Here is a 25,642-nt window from a genome sequence, read left to right as displayed (position 1 = left end):
TGCACTGCAGGGCACCCAGCTTTACAAGGCCTCCAGCGCGGTTTTGCAGGGGGCGGCACAGGTGGAGGAGTACCAGCAGGTGCTGCAGGCCCTGCATGATGCTGCCCAGAAGCGACTGGCCGGGCTGATTCGCGACCTGCCACGCCAACCTTCGGCGCCACCGGCCTCAGGCAGCCGCTCGCGCACGTTGATACGCACCCGCAACCGCGGCGTGGTGGTGGGCCAGCAGCGTCGGCTGGCCGGGGCCGACAGCGACGTGGTGGTGGTGATCGACCCGGTGGAACAGCGCGAGCTGGCCCGCTACGAGGAAACCGCCGAGGCCGGTATCTGGCAGCCGGTGGAGCGCCCCCGCCCAGCACCTGCGCGCGCCACCCAGGCACAGTTGCCGGGCTTGCTGGAGCGCTCCACGCGGTTGCTGAACGACTCGGCGCAGCAGCTCAGGCGCGCCGTTGCCCAGGCCAGGACCGCCATGCTTCCGGTGGAGATGGAAGAAATCCTGACGCACCAGGCGCGCCCGCTTGACGAGCTGGCCCGGCAGATCGAACAGGCATTGACTGCCGGCAACGACACCGACCGGTCTGCTGCCGGCCAGGATGCGGCGCTGCAAGCCAAGGCCCTGCTCGAGCAGGCCAAGCACCTGCGTGATGAAGGGCGGCGTCTGCGCGTGCAGATGACCCTGGCACAGTTGCCGACGGTCAGTCGGGTGGCCTACCTCAAGGCCCAGGGCGAGGTCAGCCTGCACAGGCTCCAGCCGCGCAAGCCCACGCGAAAACGCAAGGGTCATGCCCAGGATTTCCTTCAGGAGTACGAAATCCACGACAAGGCGGGGCAGTTGCTGTGGGTGGCGCACTTTCATTACGCGACCCTGGACGCAGAGCCTGGGCTGTACACCGCGGCGCATCTGAAAACCGCCGCACAGCGGTTCGAGGGGGGGCAGTACCAGTTGCCGGCAGACGCCGACAATGAGCGCGTGATCCAGATCTACCGCAGCCAGATCGACAGCCGCTCGGCCCGGGCGCTGTTCCTGGACCTGGAGCGGCGCCCGCGCCTACTACCAAATGACGAGTTGTCCTCTGCCAAAGGGCGATTCGTCAGCCGCCCCGGGCTGCCTAAGATCCGTACACCGCCTGTCGTCATGACAGGCCCGGATCAACAGAGGCCCGAACATGATCTATGCAGCTCCCGGCACCGAAGGCGCCCTTGTCAACTTCAAACCGCGTTACGGCAACTACATCGGCGGCGAGTTCGTTGCCCCGCTGAACGGCCAGTACTTCACCAACAGCTCGCCGGTGAACGCCCAGGTCATCGCCGAATTTCCACGTTCCAGCGCCGAAGACGTCGAGCGCGCCCTGGACGCCGCCCACGCCGCTGCCGATGCCTGGGGCCGTACCAGCGTGCAGGACCGCTCGCGCATCCTGCTCAAGATTGCCGACCGTATCGAGCAGAACCTCGAAGTGCTGGCCATTGCCGAAACCTGGGACAACGGCAAGGCCATTCGCGAAACCCTGAATGCCGACGTGCCGCTGGCCGCCGATCATTTCCGTTACTTCGCCGGCTGCATCCGTGCCCAGGAAGGCAGCGCAGCCGAGATCAACGAAAATACCGCCGCCTACCACTTCCATGAACCGCTGGGCGTGGTCGGGCAGATCATTCCATGGAACTTCCCGCTGCTGATGGCCGCCTGGAAGCTCGCCCCGGCCCTGGCCGCCGGCAACTGCGTGGTGCTCAAGCCGGCTGAACAGACCCCACTGTCGATCACCGTGTTCGCCGAGCTGGTGGGCGACCTGCTGCCGCCGGGCGTGCTCAACATCGTGCAGGGCTTCGGGCGCGAGGCCGGTGAAGCGCTGGCCACCAGCAAGCGCATCGCCAAGATCGCCTTCACCGGTTCCACCCCGGTGGGCTCGCACATCATGAAGTGCGCTGCCGAGAACATCATCCCCAGCACCGTGGAACTGGGCGGCAAGTCGCCGAACATCTTCTTCGAAGACATCATGCAGGCCGAGCCGAGTTTCATCGAGAAAGCCGCCGAAGGTCTGGTGCTGGCGTTCTTCAACCAGGGCGAAGTGTGCACCTGCCCATCGCGTGCGGTGATACAGGAATCGATCTACGAGCCGTTCATGGCCGTGGTGATGAAGAAGATCGCCCAGATCAAGCGTGGCAACCCGCTGGACACCGAAACCATGGTTGGTGCCCAGGCGTCCGAGCAGCAGTACGACAAGATCCTCTCGTACCTGGACATCGCCCGCGAAGAGGGCGCGCAGGTACTGACCGGTGGCGCCAGCGAGCGCCTGGCCGGCGACCTGTCGACCGGCTACTACATCCAGCCGACCCTGCTCAAGGGCCACAACAAGATGCGCGTGTTCCAGGAAGAGATCTTCGGCCCGGTGGTGGGCGTGACCACCTTCAAGGACGAGGCCGAGGCCCTGGCAATCGCCAACGACACCGAGTTCGGCCTGGGCGCCGGGCTGTGGACCCGCGACATCAACCGTGCCTACCGCATGGGCCGTGGCATCAAGGCCGGGCGCGTGTGGACCAACTGCTACCACCTGTACCCGGCGCACGCCGCGTTCGGCGGGTACAAGAAGTCCGGCGTGGGTCGTGAAACCCACAAGATGATGCTCGACCACTACCAGCAGACCAAGAACCTGCTGGTGAGCTACGACATCAATCCGCTGGGCTTCTTCTGACGCCCGATGGCTGTGGGAAAATCTGTTCCAAAGTAGCATTCGACCTGCGCCGGCAACGGTGTATTAATAGACGCACCGCAATCCTGTGGTGCCAGAAGAGGATGGACCTATGTGGAAAAAACCCGCGTTCACTGATCTGCGTATCGGCTTTGAAGTGACCATGTACTTCGCCAGCCGTTGATCCCTCTTGCGCCGGTGCCCCAAGGCACCGGCGCTGCCTTGTGCATCCCCCCTATCGTCTGATTGCAAAACCCTCCTGATGCTTTAGGCTGGCGCTACCTTAAAAGAACAAGAAGGCGTCGCATGAGCCCGAACCTGAGCCAGTTGCGTAAATTCGTCTCTCCGGAAATCATCTTCGGTGCCGGCTGTCGGCACCATGTGGCCAATTACGCCAGGACCTTCGGCGCGCGCAAGGTACTGCTGGTCAGTGACCCTGGCGTGATCGCCGCCGGCTGGGTCGGCGACATCGAGGCCAGCCTGCAGGCGCAGGGCATCGATTACTGCCTGTACAGCGACGTGTCGCCCAACCCGCGGGTCGAAGAGGTCATGGCCGGCGCCGAGCGCTATCGCAGCGAACAGTGCGACGTGATCGTGGCCGTTGGCGGCGGCAGCCCGATGGACTGCGCCAAGGGCATCGGCATCGTGGCGGCCCACGGCCGGCACATCCTGGAGTTCGAAGGGGTCGACACCATCCGAGTGCCGAGCCCGCCGCTGATCCTGATCCCGACCACCGCCGGCACCTCGGCCGACGTGTCGCAGTTCGTGATCATCTCCAACCAGCAGGAACGCATGAAGTTCTCCATCGTCAGCAAGGCGGTGGTACCCGATGTGTCGCTGATCGACCCTGAAACCACCCTGAGCATGGACCCGTTCCTCTCGGCCTGTACCGGCATCGACGCGCTGGTGCATGCCATCGAGGCGTTCGTGTCCACCGGTCATGGACCGCTGACCGACCCCCATGCCCTGGAGGCAATGCGCCTGATCAACGGCAACCTGGTGCAGATGATCGCCAACCCGCAGGACATCGCCCTGCGCGAGAAGATCATGCTCGGCAGCATGCAGGCCGGGCTGGCCTTCTCCAATGCCATCCTCGGGGCGGTGCACGCCATGTCCCACAGCCTGGGCGGGTTTCTCGACCTGCCCCACGGTCTGTGCAATGCGGTGCTGGTCGAGCATGTGGTGGCCTTCAACTACAGCGCCGCCCCCGATCGCTTCAAGTTGATCGCGCAGACCCTGGGTATCGATTGCCGCGGGCTGAACCACAATCAGGTCCGCCAGCGCCTGGTCGAGCACCTGATCGCGCTCAAGCACGCCGTGGGCTTTCACGAAACCCTGGCCTTGCACGGGGTGGGCAGCAGCGACATTCCGTTCCTGTCGCAGCATGCGATGGACGACCCGTGCATACTCACCAACCCGCGGACCTCGAGCCAGCGTGATGTCGAGGTGGTGTATGGCGAGGCCCTCTGAGCCTGGCGCGAATGCGCTGGCCGGGCTGCTGGGGCTGAGCAACCACACTGTTCGCAAAAGCCACTACCCGGAACTGGCGGCGCGCCTGGACGAGCTGGAAACCGAGCGCAAGCGCTATTCGTGGCTGTTCGAGCATGCGGTGCACGGCATCTTCCAGGCCAGCCTCGACGATGGCCTGCGCGCCGCCAACCCGGCGCTGGCGCGCATGCTGGGGTATGCCGACCCCCAGGCGGTGCTGTTTTCCCGGCGTGACCTGGCCAGCCACCTGTTCGTGGGCGGCCAGGCCGAGTTGCAGGACATTGCCCAGGTGCTGCAGCGCGAGCAGGCCCTGCTGGGTTACGAAACCCAGCTGCGACGCAAGGACGGCAGCAGCATCGATGTGCTGATGAACCTGTTGCTGCGCCCGGACGAGGAGGGCGTGGTCGAGGGGTTCGTCGCCGACATCACCGAGCGCAAGCTGGCGCAGGAGCGTCTGCAGCAACTCAACGACGAGCTGGAGCAGCGCGTGGCCGAGCGTACCCGCCAGCTGATGGAGGCACGCGATGCGGCCCAGGCCGCCAACCGCAGCAAGGACAAGTACCTGGCCGCCGCCAGCCACGACCTGCTGCAACCGCTCAATGCTGCACGCCTGTTGATTTCGACCCTGCGCGAGCGCCAGTTGCCGCCGGCCGAGCAATTGCTGGTGGAGCGCGCGCACCAGGCGCTGGAAGGTGCCGAAGACCTGTTGAGCGATCTGCTGGATATTTCCCGGCTCGACCAGGCGGCAATCAAGCCTGACCTTGACCTGTACCTGCTGGACGATGTGCTGGCGCCGCTGGCCTCGGAGTTCCAGCCGGTGGCGGCTGCCGAGGGCCTGGGCCTGCGTTTGCGCAGCGGTCGCCAGGTGATCCGCACCGATGTGCGGCTGCTGACGCGGATCCTGCGCAACTTCCTCAGCAACGCCTGCCGCTATACCGAACAGGGGCGCATCCTGCTGGGGGCGCGGCGGCGTGGCGACTGCCTGCGCCTGGAGGTCTGGGATACCGGGCGCGGCATTGCTGCGCAGCGCCTGCAATCGATCTTTCTCGAATTCAACCAGCTCGATGTGGGCCGCGCCGCCGATCGCAAGGGGGTGGGCCTGGGCCTGGCGATCGTCGAGCGCATTGCGCGGATCCTCGATTACCCGGTACGGGTACGCTCCTGGCCGGGGCGCGGTTCGGTGTTCAGCATCGATGTGCCGCTCTCCACCGAACGTCGTTGCCCGCCGGTGCTGGCGCCAGCACCGCTGCCGAGAGTCGGCGCCCCGCTGCCGGGGCGCCGCCTGCTGGTGCTGGCCCACGCACTGAGCATCCTGCCGCGCATGGCCGCCCTGCTGGCCCAGTGGGGGTGCGAGGTGCTGACCGCGACCGACCGCGAGACGGCATTTCAGGTGTTGCAGGGGCGCGCGCCGGAACTGGTGCTGGCGGACTTTCACCTGGACCACGGGGTGACCGGCTGCGAAGTGGTGCGCGACCTGCGTGAGCATTTCGCGGTGACCATACCCGCCGTGATGATCACCGCCGATCGCAGCGACCAGAGCCGCCGTGCGATGCAGCGCCTGGGGGCGCCATTGCTCAACAAGCCGGTCAAGCCGGGCAAGCTGCGTGCGGTGCTGAGCCAGTTGCTGGGCGAGGCGGGCGTGCGATAAACAGCGAGACTACCCCCGCGGACGAGTTTTTTTGCTATAAAGGCCGCCCTCAGGGGAGCGTTGACGCTCGTTCGAGGGGCATTTCGGACAAAACCACCTTCATTTGTATTGCCCCTTGCGAAACTCGGCCTTAGACTGCCGCCCCCTGTAAATTGAGTGCCGGATGGTGCTTGAAGAATTGCGCCGCCGGCGAGCTGTTCGCCGGTAGCACCCGATCGCCTAAATGCACGTATTTTTTATAGAGAAATCAATGACAAAGGAAAAGTTGCTGGCCATGCCGGCCGATGACTACATGAACGCTGAGCAGCATGCCTTTTTCACCGAGCTGTTGCAGTCGATGAAAGTGGAGATCCATGAGCGCATCGAGAAAAGTCGTGTAGCCATCGAAAGCCTGGACACCCCTGCTGATCCTGCCGACGCCGCCTCGGTCGAAGAAGAGCGTCACTGGCTGGTCAACACCATCGACCGCGACCAGCGCCTGCTGCCCCAGCTGGAAATTGCCCTGGGCCGCATCAAGGACGACAGCTTCGGCTGGTGTGAAGACAGCGGCGAGCCGATCGGCCTCAAGCGCCTGCTGATCAGCCCCACCACCAAGTACTGCATCGAGGCGCAAGAGCGCCACGAGCAGCTCGACAAGCACCAGCGTCAGGCCTGACGCCCGCTGTCGTACCAGCAAGCCCCGGGTTCACAGCCCGGGGCTTTTGCGTTTCTTTGCCTTGCATCAAGCAGGAGGGTCTTACATCCAACGAAGCATGGATAATGGCCTTGTAGTGGCGTTTAATGGGGGCACAATAACGACACTGCGGGAACCATTGTTATGATGCGAGAAGGATCTCTGCCTGGCACGCTGGTGCCGCTGCAAGGTACGTCCACTGGCGCCCGGCGCTGGTCGGGCACGGCGCTGCAAAGCCTGGTGCTGGTGGTGTTGCTCAGTGCCATGGCGTTTGCCGATGTGTCCTTCTACCTGTGTCTGCCACTGGCCTTGCTGGCCCTGTGGCTGCCGTTGATGCGCAAGCGGCCGGCCGAGGTGGTGAGCGAGCAGGACCCGCTGGGCGACCTGACCCGTGACCTGGCCCAGGCCACCAGCCACAACGCGCTGTCTGCCGCTGGCGTTGCCCATGCGGTGCAGCAACTGGCCGACAAGCTGCAATCGCAACTGGTGTCGGCGGCGCAGATCGTCAGCAGTGCCGAAGTCATGATCGGTACCGAGAAAGCCACTTCGCAGCTCAGCCAGCAGGCCCTGGGCGCGGCCCGCGAGGCCCACCACAGCAGTGCTGCCGGCAGAACGGTGCTGGCCGAGTCGATCCAGCGCATGCACCAGCTCAGCGCCCGTGCCAACGACAGCCGCGAACTGATCGAGGCGCTGCACCAGCGCAGCGAAGACATCGCCCGGGTTACCCTGGTGATCCAGACCATTGCCAGCCAGACCAACCTGCTTGCATTGAACGCGGCCATCGAGGCCGCGCGCGCCGGCGAACACGGTCGTGGCTTTGCCGTGGTGGCCGATGAGGTGCGTGGCCTGGCCGGACGTACCGCCAGTGCCACCGAGGAGGTCGGCCTGATGGTGGCCGATATCCAGCAGCGTACCGCCCAGGTGGTGGAGCAGATCCGTGAGTTGTCCGATGACCTGCACCAGGGGGTGGACCAGGTCGAGCACACCGGCGAGCAACTGGACGCCATCGCCGGGCTCGCCGCTGGCGTCGAGCAGCAGATCGATGCGATCGCTGCCGGTACCGAGACCAACCGTACTCAGCTCGACAGCCTGTTCCAGGCCGTGGCGCAGATGCGCAGCGACCTGGTGGTGAGCGACCAGCAGACCCAGCGCCTGGCCCAGGCAGCCGTGCAGATGGAAGGTCAGGCCGAGCGTATCAGCGAGCGTCTGGCCGAGGTGGGGCTGGATGACTACCACCAGCGCGTATACGACCTTGCCCGCCAGGGGGCCCAGAAAATTGCCGAACGCTTCGAGGCCGACATCGCCCAGGGGCGCATCAGCGTCGATGCTCTGTTCGATCGCCAGTATCAGCTGCTGCCCGGTACCCGCCCGGCCCGTTACCGCACGCGTTTCGACGACTACACCGACCAGGTACTGCCCGCGATCCAGGAGCCGCTGCTGGCCCAGCATGAAGGCCTGGTGTTCGCCATTGCCTGTACCCAGCAGGGCTATGTGCCGACCCACAACAACGCCTTCAGCCAGCCACTGACCGGTGACGAGGCGACCGATACCGCGCACAACCGCAGCAAGCGCAAGTTCGACGACCGCACCGGTATCCGTTGCGGCAGCCATCAGCAACCGGTGCTGCTGCAGACCTATACCCGTGACACGGGCGAGCTGATGCATGACCTGTCGGTGCCGATCCAGGTACAGGGGCGCCACTGGGGTGGCTTGCGCCTGGGCTATCGACCCCAGCACAGCGTGATTTCCTGAGCCGGATTTGTTGCACTTGATGCAAAACAGCTATGCCGGGGATAGCTTTTTCCCGCAAGGGGCAGGGGTTTATCATCGCCTCATCGTTAGGCTGCTAATTAAATTCCGGAGGGAATCATGCAGTGCAAGGTCGATGTGGCGGTGATGATCGGCAGTGGCGTTCCCATTTCGCTGCGTTCGGTGGGCATGCGCGTGTGCTGGGTGGTGCTGGTCAACGGTGAGCGCAGAGGCACCGCGTTCGCCAGCCGTGACGAGGCACACGCCTGTCGCGCCGCCTGGCTGGCACAGTTCGATGGGCAGGGGCTGGACGCCTGTCAGGCCGGGTAGGCGCGGGGCCTGGCCTCGAGGGTCCTTGCCAGGTCGCAGGCCTCCCCGTGATGTCGGCGAAAGCCTTTCACCCGGCCCGTGGCAGACTCCGTGATATGGAAAAAACCGACGCCAGCCGGCACTACAATGTAGCGCGGCCGGGTTTTGCCGGATGCGCTCCCGATATTTTTTGATACTTCAAGTGTATTGCCCACTCGACGTGTTTCGGTGTTTTCGTGCATATTCGCTTCCCTGTGCAGTGAACATGTTCGTCCAGAGGTCCTTCGTTCTGGGATCTTTCTTTCAGCTATCGCATTTTTTCAGCGAGCACGCTGTCAGAGAAATCGGTTGCACTTTGGGAAATGGCTGTTTGTAGCCGCCGGTTATCAACTGGCAGGGCACGACGTGTTTTCCTTCGCAGCCTGGTGTCTGTGCGTACGAACAACCCTGGCACTGATCCACTAGTCTTTCAGACTTCAAATTGAAAACCGGGACCTTCGCGGCGCAGTGCCGCCTGCGAGGTGGCGGGGTGATGCTGGTTTTGAGGAATTAATCATTGGCAGTCAGTAATCTGGATATGCACGCCCTCTTCGTGTTGGGCGACCTGCGGGCCAAGTTGGTCAAACAGTTTCAATCGCGCTTCGTCTACGTGACCGAACAAAGTGCCGAAGGTATCTACCTTGCCGAGATCGATACCGAAGAGGCCCTGGTGGTCGATGACAAACAGCGGCTTGAACTGAAAGTGGGCGATCACTTTCGGGCGGCGGTATTGCCCAGCCGCGAAGGTGGCAAGTTGGAGATCCGCTTTCGCGACATCAAGCTGACCGTCTACGAACTGGGCGATTATGCGTTCGTGACCGTGCCCGAAGGGCATGGCATCGTGTTCCGCGAGGGGCAGACCGTGGTGATGGTGTTTGCTGCCCACGAGCAGATCAAGGAAGGCCTGACCAAGACCCTGAAGGCTGCCACGGCCAAGGCCGCCAAATGGCGCAAGGGCGAACTGACCTTCAAGGCCAGCGAGTGAGCAGTACCGCTGCGGCGTCGGGGCGTGCGCGCTTCCACGCCGAGCATCAGGCCCGCGCCCAGGCCCAGGCCCTGGAGTGGCTGGCACAACGCGCGGTGCTGCAGGGCGCCTGGTTGAACTGGGTGGCAGGGCAGCTGTACCAGCTGAGCCCGCCGGAATATGCGGCAATGGTGCGCCGCGAGCTGCAGGTGTTGGCAGCTCGATAGGGCCAGGTGTCAGTGCCCGGTATCGCGCCCGCGGCCACTGCTGACCTCTTCGGGTACGTCATCCCCGGCCATGCGCTTGCGAAACAACCCGGCCCGCGCCAGCAGCAGGGTGGTCACCGGCACGGTGATCGACAGCAGGATCGGGATCAGCCAGGCGTGCAGTACGGGCGAGTGCTTGAGGCCCGAAAAGTACAGGATCGAAGCCATGGCCACGCACCAGGTGCCGAAGGTCGACGCCAGGGCGGGCGGGTGCATGCGCTGGAAGAAGGTCTTCAGGCGCAGCAGGCCTACCGCGCCGCTCAGGGCGAACAGGCTGCTGACGACCAGCAGCACAGCCGTGACCACTTCAAGCCAGAACGGCAATTCGACGGTCGAGTTCATTCGATCACCTCGCCACGCAGCAGGAATTTGGCCAGGGCAAACGAGCCGACAAAGCCGAACAGGGCTATCAGCAGCGCACCTTCGAAGTAGGTGTCGCTGGCGTAGCGGATACCCAGCACCAGCATCATCAGCATGGCCAGAATGTACAGGTAGTCCAGCGCCAGTACCCGGTCCTGCGCCGAAGGGCCTTTGAACAGGCGCACCAGGGTCAGGGCCATGGCCAGGGCAAAGATGAACAGGCTGGCGAGAATGGCGTTGGCGAGCAGGCCAGTCATTCGAAAATCTCCATCAGCGGACGTTCGTAGGTGTGCTTGAAGTGGTCGATGAACTGCGTTTCATCGTCCAGATCGAAGACATGCAGCAGCAGGATGCTGCGGTCCAGCGCCAGCTCCGACCAGATGGTGCCGGGAATGACCGTGGTGATCATCGACAGCGCCGCCAGGCCATGGGCATCGCGCAGGTCCAGCGGAATACGGATGAAGCGCGAGCGTGGCGGCCGGCCACCGGCCTGCCATACGCTACGGGCAACCTGCAGGTTGGACATCACCACATCGCCCCCCACTCGCAGAATCAGCCGCACGATGGTGCCCGGCTTGCGTATGCGCACCGGTAGCGGACGCAGCGGCGCCATCAGGATGGGTGCCAGGATTGCCAGCAGTGCGCCAAGCAGCAGGTTGCCGGCACTCAGCGAGAGGTTGAGCAGCAACCACAACCCCCAGAGCGAAAGCGACAGCAGTGGCGCGGGAAACAGGCGCTTCATGGCTGCACCTGCCCGGCAATCGCCTCGCTGGTGGGGCCGGGCACCGGTCGCGTGCCGAGTACCGCATTGACGTAGCTGGCAGGGTCCTTGAGCCCGGCCGCCGTGTCCTGGGTGTAGCGCAGCAGTGGTTCGGCGCGCACGCTCAGCAGCACGCACAGCCCCAGCAGCAGCACGATGGGAATGCACTCATTGCGCCGTAGCAACGGCGAGGGGCGCTCCTGCGGGGTCCAGAAGCGCTGGATGCCGACACGGGTCAAGGCGATCAGCGATGCCAGACCCGAGAGCACCAGCAAGGCCACCAGGCCCCAGCCGGCTGCAGACAGCGGCTGGTCGACCGGCACGCCCAGGCCGTTGGGGTTGAACAGGGCGCTGATCAGGCTCAGCTTGCCGATGAAGCCGGACAGCGGCGGCATGCCGATGATCAGCAGCGCGCAGGCGATGAAGCTCAGGCCCAGGAATGCCATGGTCCAGGGAATCACCTGGCCGATCACCGCCTTCTGTTCATCGTCCAGGTTGATGCCCTTGGGCGGCTGCAGCGATTCCAGGGGCGAGGGCAGCGCATCGGTGTCGTCTTCCAGCGGGATCTCGTTGGCCGAGCGCGAGCGCTCGATCAGCTCGGCCAGCAGGAACAGCGCGCACAAGGCCAGGGTGGAGCTCACCAGGTAGAACAGTGCGGCGGCGGTCAGCGCCGCCTGGCCGAAGCCGATGGCGGCCAGCAAGGTGCCGGCCGAGACCAGGATGCTCAGGCTGGCCATGCGCTCCAGGCGTTGCGCCGCCAGGATCGACAGCGCCGCGCAGCCCAGGGTGGCCAGGCCACCGATGACCAGCCACTCGCCGCCGAAGAACGCCGAAGCGCCGGCCTGACCGGAGAACAGCAAGGTCCACAGGCGCAGCACGGTATAGGTGCCCACCTTGGTCATGATCGCGAACAGTGCGGCAACCGGGGCGCTGGCCGACGAGTAGGCCGGGACCAGCCAGAAGTTGAGCGGCCAGATACCCGCCTTGGCCAGAAAGGCCGTGGCCAGAATCGCCGCGCCGGCATGCAGCAGGCCGCGGTCGGCCTCGGGCACCAGCGGAATCTTCAGGGCCAGGTCAGCCATGTTCAGGGTACCGGTGACCCCGTAGAGCATCGCCGCCCCCACCAGGAACAGCGAGGAAGCGAGCAGGTTGATGGCAATGTAGTGCAGGCCGGCCTTGACCCGCGCACGACCCGAGCCATGCAGGATCAGGCCGTAGGAGGCGGCCAGCAGCACTTCGAAGAACACGAACAGGTTGAACAGGTCGGCCGTCAGGAAGGCGCCGTACAGGCCCATCAGCTGGATCTGGAACAGGGCGTGGAAGCTGGCGCCTGCGCGGTCCCAGCGCGCGGTGGCGAACACCAGCGCGCTGACCCCGACGATGCCGGTGAGTACCAGCATCAGTGCCGAAAGGCGGTCGAGTACCAGCACGATGCCGAAAGGTGCCTGCCAGTTGCCCGGCAGGTACACGCCGATCGAGCTGGCCTGGCCCTGCTCCTGCACCCACAACAGCAGGCAGATCGAAATACCCAGCCCGGCCAGGCTGGAGATCAGGTTGATGCGGGCCTTGAGCGGCCGGCGCTTTTCGCCCAGCAGCAGCATCAGTGCGGCGGTTAGCAGCGGCAGCAGAATGGGCGCGACGATCAGTTGGTTCATCACACTCATTCTTTAGGCTCCCGGCCATCCACGTGGTCGGTGCCGGTCAGCCCGCGCGAAGCCAGCAGCACCACCAGGAACAAGGCGGTCATGGCGAAGCTGATGACGATGGCCGTCAGTACCAGTGCCTGGGGCAACGGGTCGGTGTAATGGAGCAGGTCCTGGGGTACGCCGTCCTTGATGATCGGCTCCTTGCCGATGAACAGGCTGCCCATGCTGAAGATGAACAGGTTGACGCCGTACGACAGCAGGCACAGGCCCATCACCACCTGGAAGGTCCGTGGGCGCAGGATCAGCCACACGCCTGACGCGGCGAGCACACCGATGGCAATTGCAATCACTTCTTCCATCAGGCGGCTCCCGGGTTGACGGTGGGTTTGGGCTGGCTGCTCGGCCGGTGGCTGCGCACCGACTGGTGGGCCAGTGCGGTGAGGATCAGCAGCGTGGACCCGACCACCACGGTAAAGATGCCCGTGTCGAAGAACAGGGCGCTGGCGACATGGATGTCGCCCAGTATCGGCAGGTCAAGGTGCGCGGTATGCGTGGTCAGGAACGGGTAGCCGAGCAGCATCGCCCCGGCCCCGGTGAGGGTTGCCAGCAGCAGGCCGGTGCCCATCCAGCGCAGCGGACGCAGGCTCATCTGGGCTTCCACCCACTGGGTGCCGGCGACCATGTACTGCAGGATGAACGCCACCGACATCACCAGGCCGGCGACGAAGCCGCCACCGGGCTGGTTGTGGCCGCGCATGAACAGGTACATCGAGATCACCAGCGCGATCGGCAGCAGCAATCGCACCAGGGCGGCGGGCACCATCATGAAGCCCAGCGCGGTATCGGCGGCCTGACGGGGGTTGACCAGGTCGGTGACCACGTCCGGCGCCAGCAGGCGCTGCTGGGCAGGCAGCTGGATGCTCTCCTTGGGCGGGCGGAAGCGGCGCAGCAGGGCAAACACGCTCAGTGCCACAGCCACCAGTACGGTGATTTCACCCAGGGTATCGAAGCCGCGGAAGTCAACCAGCATCACGTTGACCACGTTGGTGCCGCCACCCTCGGGCAGCGCCCGGCTCAGGTAGAAGGAAGAAATCACGTTGGGTGTCGGGCGGGTCAGCATTGCGTACGACAGCAAGGCCATGCCACCGCCGACCAGCACCGCCAGCAGCAGGTCGCGCAGGCGGCGTGCCACAGCGCGCTCCTTGCTGCCGGGCAGGGGCGAGATGTCTTCGATACGCCGTGGCAGCCAGCGCAGGCCCAGCAGGATCAGCACCGTGGTGACCACTTCGACCACCAGTTGGGTGAGTGCCAGGTCCGGCGCCGAGAACCAGACGAAGGTGATGCAGGTCATCAGGCCGCAGACGCTGACCATGGTCAGGGCCGCCAGCCGGTGGTACTTGGCCTGCCACGCAGCGCCGATGGCGCAGATGATCGCGATCAGCCAGAGCATCACGAATACACCTGAGCCCGGGATCTTGGGCCGGTCGCCCCAGCTCAACCCGGTTTGCAGCATGGGCAGCACGCCGGCGAGCAGGGCGATGAGCACCAGCATGAACAGCTGCTTCTGCAGGCGGCGGGTGGTGAACAGGCGCTCGAAGCGGCGCGCCACACGCATCAGCAGCACCTGGCCGTGTTCGAAGAGGCGCTTGCCATTGAACAGCTCGATCAGCGGCGGGTAGAGGAAGCGCCCGCGCTTGAGCTGATTGCGCAGCACCAGGTAGAGCACCACGCCGCCGCACATGGCGATTAGGCTCATGATCAGTGGTGCATTCCAGCCGTGCCAGATGGCCAGGCTGTACTCGGGCAGCGTGCCACCCACCACCGGCAGTGCGGCAGCGGCCAGCAGCGGGCCCACCGACTGCGCAGGGAAGATACCCACCACCAGGCAGGTCAGCACCAGCAACTCGACCGGCGCGCGCATCCAGCGGGGCGGCTCGTGGGGGGTATGGGGCAGGTCGGTGGCCGGCGGGCCGAAAAACACGTCGACGGTGAAGCGCAGCGCATAGGCGACGCTGAAGGTGCCCGCCAGGGTCGCGATGATCGGCAAGGTGGTTTCGACCCAGGCCGTGGAACTGATGAACACGGTTTCGGCGAAGAACATTTCCTTGGACAGAAAGCCGTTCATCAAGGGTACGCCGGCCATCGAGGCACTGGCGACCATGGCCAGGGTGGCGGTGAACGGGATCAGCCGGAACAGCCCGCTGAGCTTGCGGATATCGCGGGTGCCGCTTTCATGGTCGATGATGCCGGCGGCCATGAACAGCGAGGCCTTGAAGGTGGCATGGTTGAGAATGTGGAACACCGCCGCTACCGCTGCCAGCGGGCTGTTCAGGCCCAGCAGCAGGGTGATCAGGCCCAGGTGGCTGATGGTCGAGTAGGCCAGCAGGCCCTTGAGGTCGTTCTGGAACATGGCCGCATAGGCGCCCAGCAGCAGGGTGCAGGCCCCTGCGCCGCTGACGATCCAGAACCATTCTTCGCTGCCGGCCAGCGACGGCCATAGCCGGGCCAGCAGGAACACCCCGGCCTTGACCATGGTGGCCGAGTGCAGATAGGCCGAGACCGGCGTGGGCGCGGCCATGGCGTGGGGAAGCCAGAAGTGGAAGGGGAATTGAGCGCTCTTGGTCAGGGCGCCGAGCAGGATAAGGGGAAGCAGAATGGGGTAGAGGGCATGACTGCGAATCAGGTCACCGGCGGCCAGGACCTTGTCCAGGTCATAGCTGCCCACCACATGGCCGAGCAGCAGTACCCCCGCCAGCAGGCACAAGCCACCGGCCCCGGTGACCATTAGCGCCATATAGGCGCCGCGCCGTGCATCGGCACGGTGGTGCCAGTAACCGATCAGCAGGAACGAGAACAGGCTGGTCAGTTCCCAGAAGAACACCATCTGGATCAGGTTGCCAGAGATCACCAGGCCCAGCATGGCACCCATGAACGCCAGGAAAAACGCGAAGAAACGCGGAACCGGGTCCTGGGGTGACATGTAGTAGCGCGCATACAGCGACACCAGGGTGCCGATGCCCAGCACCAGCAGCGAGAACAGCCAGGCGAACCCGTCCATGCGCAGCACGAGATTGAAGCCCAGGCTCGGCAGCCACAGAAATTCTTCACGGATGACGCCGCCATCGGCAATTTGCGGGTACAGGAGTGCGACCTGCACGGTACCGACCAGCGCGACAAGGCCGGCCAGAAGTGATTCGCTGTTACGCGCGTTGTGCGGCAGTACAGCCGCCAGACAGCTGCCAACAAACGGCAGAAGCAGTAGAACTATCAAGGACATAGATTTCTAATCTGCAGAGGTTTGTAAGGGATCATACGTGGCGCCCCGTCGATCACCAACACGCAAGCTGTCGCAGAATCCTACTTTTGCGCCTCATCAACGCGTTTTTTTATAACAGTTTTTTACAAGAATTGTGCCGCTATTGCAGATTACCGGTCCGTTTGTTGCACCTGTTGATCGTCATCGCTGGCGCCGAGGGGCTCGCCACGGCGTTTGATCTTCAGTTCGCTGACCACCACCGCGATCACGATCAGTAGCCCGCCGAGCAGTGCGATGCCCGGCAGACGCTCGCCCGCCAGGCGGCCGACGATACCGGCCCATACCGGCTCTGCAGCGTAGATCAGCGTAGCCCGGGTGGGCGAGACTGATTGCTGGGCCCAGTTCATTGCCACCTGGATCACCGCACTCATGGCGCCCAGGCCGACGGCACTGCCCAGCAGCAGCCAGGAAAAGTCCGGCAGGGCTTCCCGGGTGGGCACCACCATCATGAACGACAGCGCCGACGCGGTAGCCAGTTGCACCACGGTCACGCGGCGCACGTCGACCTTGCCGGCATAGTTGCTGATCAGAATGATCTCGGCTGCGATCGCCACGGCGCCGATCAGCGTGGCGATTTCGCCGGGGCTGAACTGCAGCGAGCTGCCACTGGGGCCGGCCACCAGCATCAGTCCGGCGAACGCCAGGCCAATGCCCAGGCTCGGCATCAGCCCCGGGCGCCGGCCCAGCACCAGCCACTGCAGCAGCGGTACAAAAGGTACGTACAAGGCGGTGATGAATGCCGACTGGCTACTGGTGATGGTTTGCAGGCCCACGGTCTGCAGGCCGTAGCCCAGCATGATCGAGGCGCCGATCAGCACGCCGGCCTTGACTTCGAACCAGGTCAGGCCGGACAGCGCACGCGCACTGAACGCTCCGACAAACAGCGCCGCCGCTGCAAAGCGCAGGCCGACGAAGAACATCGGGCCGCTGACGGTCATCACGTTATGCACCAGCAGAAAAGTGGCGCCCCAGAGCATGGTGATGAACACCAGCACCAGTTCGGCCTTGCTCAGGCGCAATGAAAGGAAGAGGGATCGGGCAGTGGTCGGCGAGGTCATGGGCTTGCACACGTGGGGCGAGCGACGCACAATGCGTCGGAAGGTGGGCAGTATACTGCGCAAGCCATGTGAGTGAGCAATATAGTGCACAAAGATTCCAGTCAGCGGGCCTCCGTGCTTCAGCACGTGAGCCAGAATATCCGGCGCCTGCGCCATGCGGCAGAGCTGAGCCAGAGCGCCCTTGCAGAAAAATCCGGTGTCAGCCGACGCATGCTGGTGGCAATAGAAGCGGGTGAAAAGAATGTCAGCCTGACCACCCTCGACCTGATCGCCGAGGCCTTGTCGGTGGCGTTCAGCGACCTGATCCAGGCACCTGACAGCCGTGACCCTGATCGCATCAACGAACTGGCCTGGGCCGGTGTGCACCCCGGCAGCAAGGCCGTGTTGCTGGCCAGTTCCAGGGCCAGCCGCGAGGTGGAGTTGTGGGAGTGGCGCCTGGAGCCGGGCGAGGTGTACCCGGCCGAGGCCGATTTCGACGGCTGGAGCGAACAGATCTATGTGTTCGAGGGGCGCCTGACCCTGGTGATAGAAGCGCAGGAACATGTGCTGGCGGCTGGCGATTTCTACAGCTTCGCCAGCAACCGCATGCATGCCTACCGCAACGATGGCGACGTGGCGACGCGCTTCGTGCGCAACGTGGTGATCTGAAGGCCTGTCAGCGCCGATTGGCGTCAAGCCACTCCTGGGTGGAGACCACCTGCGCGTAGGCGAAGGCCAGCGATGCCATGTACGCCGCGTGGGCCTGGGCCGCCGGTACGACCACGCCGTTGAATTCCAGGTCGCGGGTGGCGCAGGCATCGTGCACCACCGTGGTGCCATAGCCCATGTCCGAGGCGGCCCGGGCGGCGGCATCGATGCACATGTGGCTCATGCTGCCGACCAGGGTCAGGCCGGTAATCTTGTGCTGGTCGAGCAGGGCCTTGAGGTCGGTGCCCAGAAAGCTGTTGACGTTGTGCTTGAGCACCACCGGCTCGCCCTCGCGAGCGGCTGCTTTCGGATGAATCTGCGCGCCTTCGGAGCCCGGAGTGAAGAAAGGTGCATCGGCGGACTCGAACTCATGACGTACATGGACCACCAGGTCGCCGTTTTCGCGGGCAGCCTGGATGATCCGTGCGGCGTTGTCGGCGGCCGCATCGGCGCCGTGCAGCGTCCATTTGCCGCCGGGGAAGTAGTCGTTCTGGATGTCGACGATGATCAGTGCCTGTTTGCTCATGGTGCAGTCCTTCAGGAGAATGGTTGTGACGTGCTGATAGTTATAGGCTTGTGCGACAGGCTTGCGCATTGGCGCGACCGACAAATTGGCGGGAAAAACTGACAATGGATGCAATCGGCGATCAGGTCGAGATCGGTATTCTGGTTTACCCAGGTGCCCAGATGGCGGCAGTGCATGGCCTGACCGACCTGTTCGCGGTGGCCAACCGCATGGCCGCGGACCTCGGGGCGCGACGCAGCCCGCTGCTGCGGGTGTGCCACTGGGCCGAGGTGCCGGGACAGCCGCTGGCGGTGAGCTTCGACAGTCACCCGCAGGCGCATCACCGCCCGCGAGTGATGATCATCCCGCCCAGCCTGACCGAGGAGCCGGGCCCCGAACTGATCGAACGTTTCTGCAACGACCTGCGTCAGTGGCACCGCGAAGGCGCGCTGCTGGTGTCGGTGTGTGTCGGGGTGTTCTTCATTGCCGCCAGCGGCCTGCTCGACGGTCGCTCCGCCACTACTCACTGGAATTTTGCCCAATCGCTGGCCGAGCGCTTTCCCCTGATCAAGGTCGAGGCCAACCTGCCGTTGCTGGAAGATGGCGACATCATTACCTCGGCCGGATTGATGGCCTGGACCGAGTTGGGGCTCAAGCTGGTCGAGCGCTTCCAGGGGCAGACCCTGGCGGCTGAGACGGCGCGATTTCTCGCGGTGGCGCCAGTGCATGCCATGCCTGGGCCGGGCAGCGTGTTCAGCCCGCGCCTGGACCATGGCGACGAAGCGGTGCTCAAGGTGCAGCACTGGCTGCAGAGCACGGGGGCGCGGGAGGTCAACCTAGCCTTGATGGCCGACTGCGCAGGGCTCGAGCAGCGCACCTTCCTGCGGCGTTTTCGCAGCGCCACCGGCCTCAAACCCACCGAGTACTGTCAGCAGGTGAGGGTAGGGCGCGCTTGCCGGATGCTCGAGTTCACCAACCGCAGCATCGACCAGATCGCCTGGGGTGTTGGCTACCAGGACCCTGGTGCGTTTCGCAAGGTCTTCCACAAGGTCACAGGGCTTGCGCCAGGCGAGTACCGCAAGCACGTGGTCGGGCCTGCGGGCTGATCCTCCTTTGGTACCGCACCGCTGCCCTTGCGGTGGATTGCTGCTTATTATCCGGTCTCCCGGGAAAGGAGATACCGATGCACGAACAACAACCGGCACCTGCCTGCGACGACATGGCGGATGTACTGATCATCGGGGGTGGCCTGAGCGGCGCCTTGTTGGCGGCGCAATTGCTGTGTCGCCCCGGACGCCGGCGCCTGCTGGTGGTCGAGCCGCGTGGGGAGCTGGGGCGTGGCGAAGCCTACAGCGCTACCGAAAACGGTCATACCCTCAATGGCAATGCGGCGCGCATGAGCGTCGATCCGGACAATCCCGATGACCTGACCCACTGGCTGCAACAGCAGATCGATGCCGGGCATTGGCCCGAATCCGCCGAGCAGGGCGTGCCGGTGGCCGAATTGTTCCCGCCGCGAGGTCTGTTCGGTCGCTATGCCCGCCAGCGTCTGGCAGAGGCCGAGCGTGTCGGCGCCAAGGCCGGCTCCACGCTGGAGCATGTGTGTACCGAGGTGGTTGACCTGCAGGTGCACGATGACAGGGTTCAGGCGCAATTGCAGGATGGGCGCCGGGTGCAGGCGCGCCAGGCGGTGCTGGCTACCGGCATGTTTGCCGCGGCGCGCACGGCGCAGGTGGGTGAGAACAGCCTCAACGCCGCAGCCATCGACCCCTGGGACGTGGCCGCCATGCGCACGATCGACCCGCAAGGCACAGTGTTGATCATCGGTTCCGGGCTGACCATGGTCGACACCCTGGTGTCGTTGCAACTGGCCGGGCATCGTGGGCCTGTCGAGGTGTTCTCGCGCCACGGGTTGTGGCCCCACGAGCGCCGTCAGCCACCGCCCTGGGAGGATTTTCTCGAGGCGGACCCTTCGCTGCGCAGCCCGCGCCAGTTGCTGCGTGCGCTGCGCCGGCAATGCAGGCTGGCGTTGGCCCAGGGCATCGACTGGCAGGCCCCGCTGGACACGGTGCGGGTGCATATCCCCAGGCTGTGGAGCCAGGCCAGTGACCGCGAACGCCGCCAGTTCGTGCGCCATGTGCGGCCCTGGTGGGAAAGCCATCATCACCGTTCGCCGCCCCAGGGTGCAGCGCTGCTGGAGCGGTTGCGCCAGGAGGGGCGCCTGCATATTCATGCGGCCTCCCTGCAGAGGGTCGAACCGGCTACCGGAGCCGGGGTGGGGGTGCGCCTGCGGTTTCGCGGCGAGGCCCAGGCGACGCGGGTCGAGGGTGCCGCGCTGGTCAACTCCACCGGTATCGAGTATGACTGGCGGCGCGTGGCACGCCCGCTGCCGCAAGCGTTGTTGCAGCGCAGGCTGATCCGGCCAGGGCCGCTGGCCCTTGGAATTGATGCCGACCCGCAGGGCGCAGTGATCGATGCCGATGGCGCGGTCAGTACGCGCCTGTTTGCGATGGGCCCGCCGCTGCGTGGCCTGTGGTGGGAAAGTACTGCCGTCACCGATGTGGCGTTGCAGGCCAAGGGATTGGCTGCTCGTCTGACGCGGGAGCCTGAGTCATCACCGTAATGATATTTTTGTTATATAAATATGAAAATTGATAATTAATGGTTCTATGCGTGTTCGTGCACTATAGATGCACGACTACTCCACGCATTCAGGAAGCGCCTGGCCATGACCACACTCCCGCTGTATTTCGACTACGCCGCCACGACACCCGTCGACGAGCGAGTCATTCAGGTAATGGTGGAGTGTCTGGGGGTCTCCGGGCGTTTTGGCAATCCGGCTTCCAGCTCCCATCGGTATGGTCAGCAGGCACGCCTGGCGGTCGAGCAGGCACGGGCCCAGGTCGCCGGCCTGGTAGGTGCGCGGGCCGACGAGATCATCTGGACGTCGGGTGCCACCGAATCCAACAACCTGGCCCTCAAAGGGCTGGCTCAGGGCCGCACAGGTGGGCATGTCATCACCAGCCGCATCGAGCACAAGGCCGTGCTCGATACTGCCCGACAGCTCGAGCTGGCAGGCATCGAGGTGACGTGGCTGGGCCCCGATGCCCAGGGGTTGATCACTGAACAGGCGGTATCGGCGGCGCTGCGTGACGACACCTTTCTGGTATCGCTGATGCTGGTCAACAATGAACTGGGCACCCTGAACGATGTGCAGGCCATCGGCGAGCGGGTGCGCCGCCACGGCGCATTGCTGCATGTGGATGCCGCCCAGGGGGCAGGCAAGGTGCCTATCGACCTGTCACGCTGGCCGGTGGACCTGATGTCGTTTTCGGCGCACAAGGTGTATGGGCCCAAAGGGATCGGTGCGCTCTACGTCGGCAAGCGCGCCGCGCCGCTGCTGCAGGCACAGATTCACGGTGGCGGGCACGAGAACGGATTGCGCTCGGGCACCCTGGCCACTCACCAGATTGCCGCCATGGGCGCTGCCTTCGCACTGGCCGGGCAGGTGCAGCAGCAGGAAGTTGCCCGTATGCACCGGTTGCGTGAGCGGCTGCTGGAGCAACTGGCCGATATTCCCGGCCTGGGGCTCAACGGCAGCCCTGTCCAGCGCATCCCTCATACGTTGAGCCTGACCTTTGGCGGTGACGGTATCGATCTGCAGGCGCTGGCCCGTACGCTGGCGTTTTCCTCGACGTCGGCCTGCAATTCGGCCAGCAGTGCGCCTTCGCATGTGCTGCTGGCGCTTGGGCATGACGAGCGTGCGGCACGGCAGACGTTGCGCCTGAGCCTGGGGCGCTATACCCGCGAAGAGGATATCGACGCCGCTGCCGGTGCCATCCACGCAGCGTTACACAATGTGCCTTTCTGGGCGGTTGCCCACGGTTGAGTGCTGCTTCATTATCGTCCACCAGAACATTGGTCGCGGTGGTGGCACAACATAATGAACAGTCAGCCTGGAATGCAGGAAGCAGTAACCGCGCGCCTGGCGCGCATGCGTGCAGTGATGAACCGCGAAGGGGTCGATGCACTGCTGGTGCCCTCGGCAGACCCGCACCTGTCCGAATACCTTCCAGGCTACTGGCAGGGGCGCCAATGGCTGTCCGGGTTTCATGGCTCTGTGGGTACGCTGGTGCTGACGGCCGATTTTGCCGGGCTGTGGGCCGACAGTCGTTACTGGGAGCAGGCCGAAAAGGAGCTGGCGGGTAGCGGCATCGCGTTGATGAAGCTGATGCCGGGTCAGCCGGGGGCCCTTGACTGGCTGGCAGAGCAGGCGCCCGCAGGCGGCACGGTGGCAGTAGACGGTGCGGTGATGCAACTGGCGTCGGCGCGGCAGCTGCAGGATCGCCTCAGGGTGCGCAATGTGCGCCTGCTCAGTGACAGGGACCTGCTGGCACAGGTGTGGCTGGAGCGGCCTGCGTTGCCAGGCAGCCCGGTTTACCAGCATCTGCCGCCGCACGCGAGTGTCAGCCGTGCCGACAAGCTGGCGCAACTGCGCACAACGCTCAAGGAGCGCGGCGCAGATTGGCATTTCATTGCGACGCTGGATGACATCGCTTGGCTGTTCAACCTGCGTGGCAGCGACGTTTCATACAACCCGGTATTCGTTTCCTTCGCATTGATCGGTCAGCATCAGGCCATTCTGTTCGTGGCATCGAGCAAGGTCGACAGCGCTGTGCGCGAGGCACTTGAGTCTGACGGGGTGCAACTGCGCGAGTATGAAGCAGTGGGCAGCGCGCTGGCAGGCATCGAGGCGGGCAGTGTCCTGCTGGTAGATCCGGCACGGGTGACCAGCGGGTTGCTGGCCAACCTCGGTGCCCAGGTGCAACTGCTCGAAGGCATCAATCCAAGCGTTCTGTCCAAGTCGAGAAAGAGCGAGGCGGACCTCGTTCATATCAGGCAGGTGATGGAACAGGATGGTGCGGCGTTGTGCGAGTTCTTCGCGGACTTCGAAGCCGCACTGGGGCATTCGACCCTTACCGAGGTCAGTGTTGACACCTTGCTCGGCGCAGCCCGGGCTCGGCGTCCCGGTCATGTGTCCCCAAGCTTTGCCACCATTGCCGCCTTCAACAGCAATGGGGCCATGCCGCATTACCGCGCCACCGACGCCTCGCATGCGCTCATCGAAGGTGATGGGCTGTTGTTGATCGATTCAGGTGGGCAGTACCTGGGAGGGACCACCGACATTACCCGTATGGTGCCCATCGGCACGCCAAGCCTGGAACAGAAGCTGGATTGCACGCGGGTGCTCAAGGGCATGATTGCGCTATCCAGGGCGCGTTTTCCGCGGGGCATTGCCTCGCCTTTGCTCGATGCGATTGCCCGAGCACCGTTATGGGCCGAGCATGTGGATTACGGGCATGGCACCGGCCACGGCGTCGGCTACTTCATGAACGTGCACGAAGGTCCCCAGGTGATTGCCTATCAGGCCTCGCCTGCGCCGCACACAGCCATGCAGGCCGGTATGATCACCTCCATCGAGCCGGGCACCTATCGGCCTGGGCAGTGGGGCGTGCGCATCGAGAACCTGGTGTTCACCCGGGATTCGGGCAAGAGTGGTTTTGGTGACTTTCTTGAATTCGAAACGCTGACCTTGTGCCCTATCGACACACGATGCCTGTTGCCTGAGCAACTGGGCAGCGAAGAGCGTGAATGGCTCAATAATTACCACCGCACGGTGCGTGAACGGCTTTCGCCACTGCTGGCAGGTGCTGCTCTGCACTGGCTGGAACAAAGAACCGAAGCTGTCTGATCGGGCACATGAAAAAGGGCAACCTGCGGGTTGCCCTTTTTCGTTACTTGCAGATGACGATCATGCTTCGGCTGGTGTAGCCGGCGGGGTTGAGACCGAAGGGGTAGTCCCCTGGCTCGTCTTCGCCATCGCCAGACTTGGCGACGACTTTGTAGCCCTTGGTGCCGCAGGAACTGGCGGCCTTGGCGTAGCACTTGTTCCATGAAGACGACAGGCCCGAGCAGTTGATGTGCATGCCCTTCTTGCCGTGTTTGACCTCAGTTTTGGCGTTCGCCGCACAGCCAGCAATGGCCAGAATGGCTAGGATGAGCAAAATTCGTTTCATTCCTGTCCTTACAAAGAGTGTCGGGTCTGCAAGCCCGAAACGGTTGCCTGCGCCTCTTCCTGTTGCCTCTCGCGTCCTTGTCTTAAGTTAACACTTCAAGCAGTGCATTGAATTACAGCTTAAACAGGGTGCCATGGCGACACAATGACAAAAACAGGTTCAAATGGAAATATTTCTCAAATCAGTCGGCTGGGACCAGTGGCGGGCTTTCCCTGCGCATGGACAGCGTGGCTCCCACCGAGGCAGTAATGATCGCGGCGATGGCCAGCCATTGCGCCATGCTCAACACTTCGTTGAGAAACAGTAGTCCCGACAATGCGCCGAATGCCGGTTCGATGCTCATCAGTGTGCCGAAGGTTCGGGCGGGCAGGCGTGTCAGGGCCACCATTTCCAGGCTGTACGGTAATGCTGTCGACAGAATGGCCACGCCAATCGCCACGGGTAGCAGGGCAGGGTTGAGCAGGGCGCTGCCGGCATGAACGATGCCGATCGGCGCAACGAACAGTGCGGCAACCATGACGCCAAGTGCGGCGGTCTGAATGCCGTGCTCGGCCCCGGCTTTCTGCCCATACAGAATGTAGAGCGCCCAGCACACGCCGGCGCCCAGTGCGTATCCGGCGCCTACCAGGTCGATGGCCGCCCCGGTCTGCCCGATGGGTATCAGCAGCAACAGGCCGATCACTGCCAGCCCGATCCATACGAAATCCATGGCCCTACGCGATGCGTACAACGCCACGGCCAGCGGGCCGGTGAACTCCAGGGCAACGGCGATACCCAGCGGGACACTGCGCAAGGACATATAAAAGAGAAAGTTCATGCCGCCCAATGCCAGGCCATAGATGATGACCGACTTGAGGGTGCTGGAGGTGAAGCGCGCGCGCCAGGGACGCAGCAGCACCAGCATGATGAGGCTGGCGAAAATCAGGCGCAGCGTTGTGGTGCCTTGCGCACCTACCAGCGGGAACATGCTTTTTGCCAGCGAGGCGCCGGACTGGATGGATGCCATTGCAATTAGCAGCAGGCCAATGGGGAAGAGGCTGGAGGCCAGGCTGCGGGGGTGGGTGTTCATTGTTGGAGTTGCTTCCTTATATAGAGAGAGGCGTGTGGCCTGGCGCCTATGATGCGCAAGGAGGCGAAGATGAGCAATATAGTGCGCAACTTTCTTTGTTCATCGAATATCGCCAATTAGCCCTTGACGCACGATTTAATCTCTCTATAATTCGCCCCACTTCCGGCGCAGTCGAAACGAAAAACTCCTTGAATATCAATGAGTTGGACGTTTAAGATCAGGCTGGAGGTGCTTCGATCGAAAGATCGGCAGCGGTGAAAAAGGTGGTTGACAGCAGGTTGTAACGCTGTAGAATTCGCCTCCCGCTACGAGAGATCGAAGCGAGTCAAGTGTTTGAAGTGAAA

The 25,642-nt window shown here is 63.9% G+C and carries 24 protein-coding genes; 14 read left to right on the top strand and 10 right to left on the bottom strand.

All coding sequences use genetic code 11. The features are described 5' to 3' along the window. Positions 1-1,166 precede the first annotated feature (1,166 nt). The 9 genes from QMX96_RS12810 to QMX96_RS12770 all read left to right on the top strand — a co-directional run bounded on the left by QMX96_RS12810 (position 1,167) and on the right by QMX96_RS12770 (position 9,781). Positions 1,167-2,687 carry an aldehyde dehydrogenase family protein gene (locus tag QMX96_RS12810; RefSeq protein ID WP_043860112.1) on the top strand — a complete coding sequence of 507 codons (1,521 nt, stop codon included), beginning with the start codon at positions 1,167-1,169 and terminating at the stop codon, positions 2,685-2,687. Positions 2,688-2,796: 109 nt separating this feature from the next. After that, positions 2,797-2,868 carry a pyrroloquinoline quinone precursor peptide PqqA gene (gene pqqA / locus QMX96_RS12805; RefSeq protein ID WP_020289857.1) on the top strand — a complete coding sequence of 24 codons (72 nt, stop codon included), beginning with the start codon at positions 2,797-2,799 and terminating at the stop codon, positions 2,866-2,868. 122 nt (positions 2,869-2,990) lie between these two features. Then, a complete protein-coding gene (gene ercA / locus QMX96_RS12800; protein ID WP_043860111.1) occupies positions 2,991-4,154 on the top strand; it encodes an alcohol dehydrogenase-like regulatory protein ErcA in 1,164 nt (387 codons plus the stop codon). Beyond that, on the top strand, positions 4,138-5,820 hold the full coding sequence (locus QMX96_RS12795) for a NahK/ErcS family hybrid sensor histidine kinase/response regulator (RefSeq protein ID WP_282361870.1): 1,683 nt from the start codon (positions 4,138-4,140) through the stop codon (positions 5,818-5,820). The genes ercA and QMX96_RS12795 overlap by 17 nt, the downstream gene beginning before the upstream one ends. Before the next feature lie 250 nt (positions 5,821-6,070). Further along, entirely contained in the window at positions 6,071-6,475 is a 405-nt protein-coding gene (locus tag QMX96_RS12790; protein ID WP_043860109.1) for a TraR/DksA C4-type zinc finger protein, read from the top strand. 162 nt (positions 6,476-6,637) lie between these two features. Next, entirely contained in the window at positions 6,638-8,245 is a 1,608-nt protein-coding gene (locus QMX96_RS12785; protein ID WP_043860108.1) for a methyl-accepting chemotaxis protein, read from the top strand. Positions 8,246-8,362: 117 nt separating this feature from the next. Beyond that, positions 8,363-8,572: a hypothetical protein gene (locus QMX96_RS12780; protein ID WP_054915725.1), complete on the top strand. Its 210-nt coding sequence runs from the start codon at positions 8,363-8,365 to the stop codon at positions 8,570-8,572. 535 nt (positions 8,573-9,107) lie between these two features. Continuing rightward, the gene (locus tag QMX96_RS12775) at positions 9,108-9,575 is read left to right on the top strand and encodes a hypothetical protein (protein WP_043860106.1); all 468 of its coding nucleotides are present in this window, start codon (positions 9,108-9,110) and stop codon (positions 9,573-9,575) included. After that, positions 9,572-9,781, top strand: a complete 210-nt coding sequence (locus QMX96_RS12770) for a hypothetical protein (protein WP_235384112.1) — start codon at positions 9,572-9,574, stop codon at positions 9,779-9,781. Before QMX96_RS12775 ends, QMX96_RS12770 begins: the two co-directional genes overlap by 4 nt. 9 nt (positions 9,782-9,790) lie before the next feature. Here QMX96_RS12770 and QMX96_RS12765 read toward each other — a convergent pair whose 3' ends face one another. The 7 genes from QMX96_RS12765 to QMX96_RS12735 all read right to left on the bottom strand — a co-directional run bounded on the left by QMX96_RS12765 (position 9,791) and on the right by QMX96_RS12735 (position 16,960). Beyond that, complete coding sequence (locus tag QMX96_RS12765; RefSeq protein ID WP_043860104.1) at positions 9,791-10,162, bottom strand: Na+/H+ antiporter subunit G; 372 nt, start codon at positions 10,160-10,162, stop codon at positions 9,791-9,793. Beyond that, positions 10,159-10,437: a K+/H+ antiporter subunit F gene (locus tag QMX96_RS12760; RefSeq protein ID WP_043860103.1), complete on the bottom strand. Its 279-nt coding sequence runs from the start codon at positions 10,435-10,437 to the stop codon at positions 10,159-10,161. The genes QMX96_RS12765 and QMX96_RS12760 overlap by 4 nt, the downstream gene beginning before the upstream one ends. After that, positions 10,434-10,922: a Na+/H+ antiporter subunit E gene (locus QMX96_RS12755; RefSeq protein WP_043860102.1), complete on the bottom strand. Its 489-nt coding sequence runs from the start codon at positions 10,920-10,922 to the stop codon at positions 10,434-10,436. Before QMX96_RS12755 ends, QMX96_RS12760 begins: the two co-directional genes overlap by 4 nt. Then, positions 10,919-12,604 (bottom strand): monovalent cation/H+ antiporter subunit D, encoded by a 1,686-nt coding sequence (locus QMX96_RS12750; protein ID WP_043860101.1) that lies wholly within the window; start codon positions 12,602-12,604, stop codon positions 10,919-10,921. The genes QMX96_RS12755 and QMX96_RS12750 overlap by 4 nt, the downstream gene beginning before the upstream one ends. Continuing rightward, a complete protein-coding gene (locus QMX96_RS12745) occupies positions 12,601-12,945 on the bottom strand; it encodes a Na+/H+ antiporter subunit C (protein ID WP_007986256.1) in 345 nt (114 codons plus the stop codon). Before QMX96_RS12745 ends, QMX96_RS12750 begins: the two co-directional genes overlap by 4 nt. Beyond that, on the bottom strand, positions 12,945-15,863 hold the full coding sequence (locus tag QMX96_RS12740; protein ID WP_054915726.1) for a monovalent cation/H+ antiporter subunit A: 2,919 nt from the start codon (positions 15,861-15,863) through the stop codon (positions 12,945-12,947). Before QMX96_RS12740 ends, QMX96_RS12745 begins: the two co-directional genes overlap by 1 nt. Positions 15,864-16,012: 149 nt before the next feature. Continuing rightward, on the bottom strand, positions 16,013-16,960 hold the full coding sequence (locus QMX96_RS12735) for a DMT family transporter (protein ID WP_078480523.1): 948 nt from the start codon (positions 16,958-16,960) through the stop codon (positions 16,013-16,015). A gap of 84 nt (positions 16,961-17,044) precedes the next feature. On the opposite strand from QMX96_RS12735, the gene QMX96_RS12730 reads away from it, so the two are divergent. Further along, positions 17,045-17,608 (top strand): XRE family transcriptional regulator, encoded by a 564-nt coding sequence (locus QMX96_RS12730; RefSeq protein ID WP_100634750.1) that lies wholly within the window; start codon positions 17,045-17,047, stop codon positions 17,606-17,608. A 7-nt stretch (positions 17,609-17,615) separates the two neighbouring features. Here the strand turns inward: QMX96_RS12730 and QMX96_RS12725 are convergent, their stop codons facing one another. Continuing rightward, complete coding sequence (locus QMX96_RS12725) at positions 17,616-18,173, bottom strand: cysteine hydrolase family protein (RefSeq protein ID WP_054915728.1); 558 nt, start codon at positions 18,171-18,173, stop codon at positions 17,616-17,618. A gap of 104 nt (positions 18,174-18,277) precedes the next feature. Here QMX96_RS12725 and QMX96_RS12720 point away from each other — a divergent pair, with 104 nt between their 5' ends. From QMX96_RS12720 to QMX96_RS12705, 4 genes are all read left to right on the top strand, one after another. Then, positions 18,278-19,258: a GlxA family transcriptional regulator gene (locus QMX96_RS12720; protein ID WP_282361867.1), complete on the top strand. Its 981-nt coding sequence runs from the start codon at positions 18,278-18,280 to the stop codon at positions 19,256-19,258. 77 nt (positions 19,259-19,335) lie between these two features. Next, positions 19,336-20,775 (top strand): FAD/NAD(P)-binding protein, encoded by a 1,440-nt coding sequence (locus tag QMX96_RS12715; RefSeq protein WP_282361866.1) that lies wholly within the window; start codon positions 19,336-19,338, stop codon positions 20,773-20,775. Positions 20,776-20,880: 105 nt separating this feature from the next. Next, complete coding sequence (locus QMX96_RS12710) at positions 20,881-22,041, top strand: aminotransferase class V-fold PLP-dependent enzyme (protein ID WP_282361865.1); 1,161 nt, start codon at positions 20,881-20,883, stop codon at positions 22,039-22,041. Between the two features lie 54 nt (positions 22,042-22,095). Then, complete coding sequence (locus QMX96_RS12705) at positions 22,096-23,904, top strand: aminopeptidase P family protein (RefSeq protein ID WP_282361864.1); 1,809 nt, start codon at positions 22,096-22,098, stop codon at positions 23,902-23,904. 43 nt (positions 23,905-23,947) lie between these two features. Here QMX96_RS12705 and QMX96_RS12700 read toward each other — a convergent pair whose 3' ends face one another. After that, positions 23,948-24,229 (bottom strand): hypothetical protein, encoded by a 282-nt coding sequence (locus QMX96_RS12700; RefSeq protein ID WP_043859840.1) that lies wholly within the window; start codon positions 24,227-24,229, stop codon positions 23,948-23,950. 181 nt (positions 24,230-24,410) lie between these two features. After that, complete coding sequence (rhtA, locus tag QMX96_RS12695; RefSeq protein WP_043859839.1) at positions 24,411-25,298, bottom strand: threonine/homoserine exporter RhtA; 888 nt, start codon at positions 25,296-25,298, stop codon at positions 24,411-24,413. Positions 25,299-25,642: the final 344 nt, after the last annotated feature.

Source organism: Pseudomonas sp. PS01300, from assembly GCF_029960155.1.
GTDB lineage: Bacteria > Pseudomonadota > Gammaproteobacteria > Pseudomonadales > Pseudomonadaceae > Aquipseudomonas > Aquipseudomonas palmensis.
This window is presented reverse-complemented; position numbering and strand designations above follow the sequence as displayed.

What these genes read in the sequence shown, in the direction of transcription:
- rhtA (WP_043859839.1), bottom strand. Translation starts at nt 25,298, where the DNA reads ATGAACACCCACCCCCGCAGCCTGGCCTCCAGCCTCTTCCCCATTGGC.
- QMX96_RS12795 (WP_282361870.1), top strand. Translation starts at nt 4,138, where the DNA reads ATGGCGAGGCCCTCTGAGCCTGGCGCGAATGCGCTGGCCGGGCTGCTG.
- QMX96_RS12715 (WP_282361866.1), top strand. Translation starts at nt 19,336, where the DNA reads ATGCACGAACAACAACCGGCACCTGCCTGCGACGACATGGCGGATGTA.
- QMX96_RS12710 (WP_282361865.1), top strand. Translation starts at nt 20,881, where the DNA reads ATGACCACACTCCCGCTGTATTTCGACTACGCCGCCACGACACCCGTC.
- QMX96_RS12705 (WP_282361864.1), top strand. Translation starts at nt 22,096, where the DNA reads ATGAACAGTCAGCCTGGAATGCAGGAAGCAGTAACCGCGCGCCTGGCG.
- QMX96_RS12740 (WP_054915726.1), bottom strand. Translation starts at nt 15,863, where the DNA reads ATGTCCTTGATAGTTCTACTGCTTCTGCCGTTTGTTGGCAGCTGTCTG.
- QMX96_RS12720 (WP_282361867.1), top strand. Translation starts at nt 18,278, where the DNA reads ATGGATGCAATCGGCGATCAGGTCGAGATCGGTATTCTGGTTTACCCA.
- QMX96_RS12790 (WP_043860109.1), top strand. Translation starts at nt 6,071, where the DNA reads ATGACAAAGGAAAAGTTGCTGGCCATGCCGGCCGATGACTACATGAAC.
- QMX96_RS12780 (WP_054915725.1), top strand. Translation starts at nt 8,363, where the DNA reads ATGCAGTGCAAGGTCGATGTGGCGGTGATGATCGGCAGTGGCGTTCCC.
- QMX96_RS12745 (WP_007986256.1), bottom strand. Translation starts at nt 12,945, where the DNA reads ATGGAAGAAGTGATTGCAATTGCCATCGGTGTGCTCGCCGCGTCAGGC.
- QMX96_RS12810 (WP_043860112.1), top strand. Translation starts at nt 1,167, where the DNA reads ATGATCTATGCAGCTCCCGGCACCGAAGGCGCCCTTGTCAACTTCAAA.
- QMX96_RS12785 (WP_043860108.1), top strand. Translation starts at nt 6,638, where the DNA reads ATGATGCGAGAAGGATCTCTGCCTGGCACGCTGGTGCCGCTGCAAGGT.
- QMX96_RS12725 (WP_054915728.1), bottom strand. Translation starts at nt 18,173, where the DNA reads ATGAGCAAACAGGCACTGATCATCGTCGACATCCAGAACGACTACTTC.
- ercA (WP_043860111.1), top strand. Translation starts at nt 2,991, where the DNA reads ATGAGCCCGAACCTGAGCCAGTTGCGTAAATTCGTCTCTCCGGAAATC.
- QMX96_RS12760 (WP_043860103.1), bottom strand. Translation starts at nt 10,437, where the DNA reads ATGACTGGCCTGCTCGCCAACGCCATTCTCGCCAGCCTGTTCATCTTT.
- QMX96_RS12750 (WP_043860101.1), bottom strand. Translation starts at nt 12,604, where the DNA reads ATGAGTGTGATGAACCAACTGATCGTCGCGCCCATTCTGCTGCCGCTG.
- QMX96_RS12755 (WP_043860102.1), bottom strand. Translation starts at nt 10,922, where the DNA reads ATGAAGCGCCTGTTTCCCGCGCCACTGCTGTCGCTTTCGCTCTGGGGG.
- QMX96_RS12765 (WP_043860104.1), bottom strand. Translation starts at nt 10,162, where the DNA reads ATGAACTCGACCGTCGAATTGCCGTTCTGGCTTGAAGTGGTCACGGCT.
- QMX96_RS12700 (WP_043859840.1), bottom strand. Translation starts at nt 24,229, where the DNA reads ATGAAACGAATTTTGCTCATCCTAGCCATTCTGGCCATTGCTGGCTGT.
- QMX96_RS12735 (WP_078480523.1), bottom strand. Translation starts at nt 16,960, where the DNA reads ATGACCTCGCCGACCACTGCCCGATCCCTCTTCCTTTCATTGCGCCTG.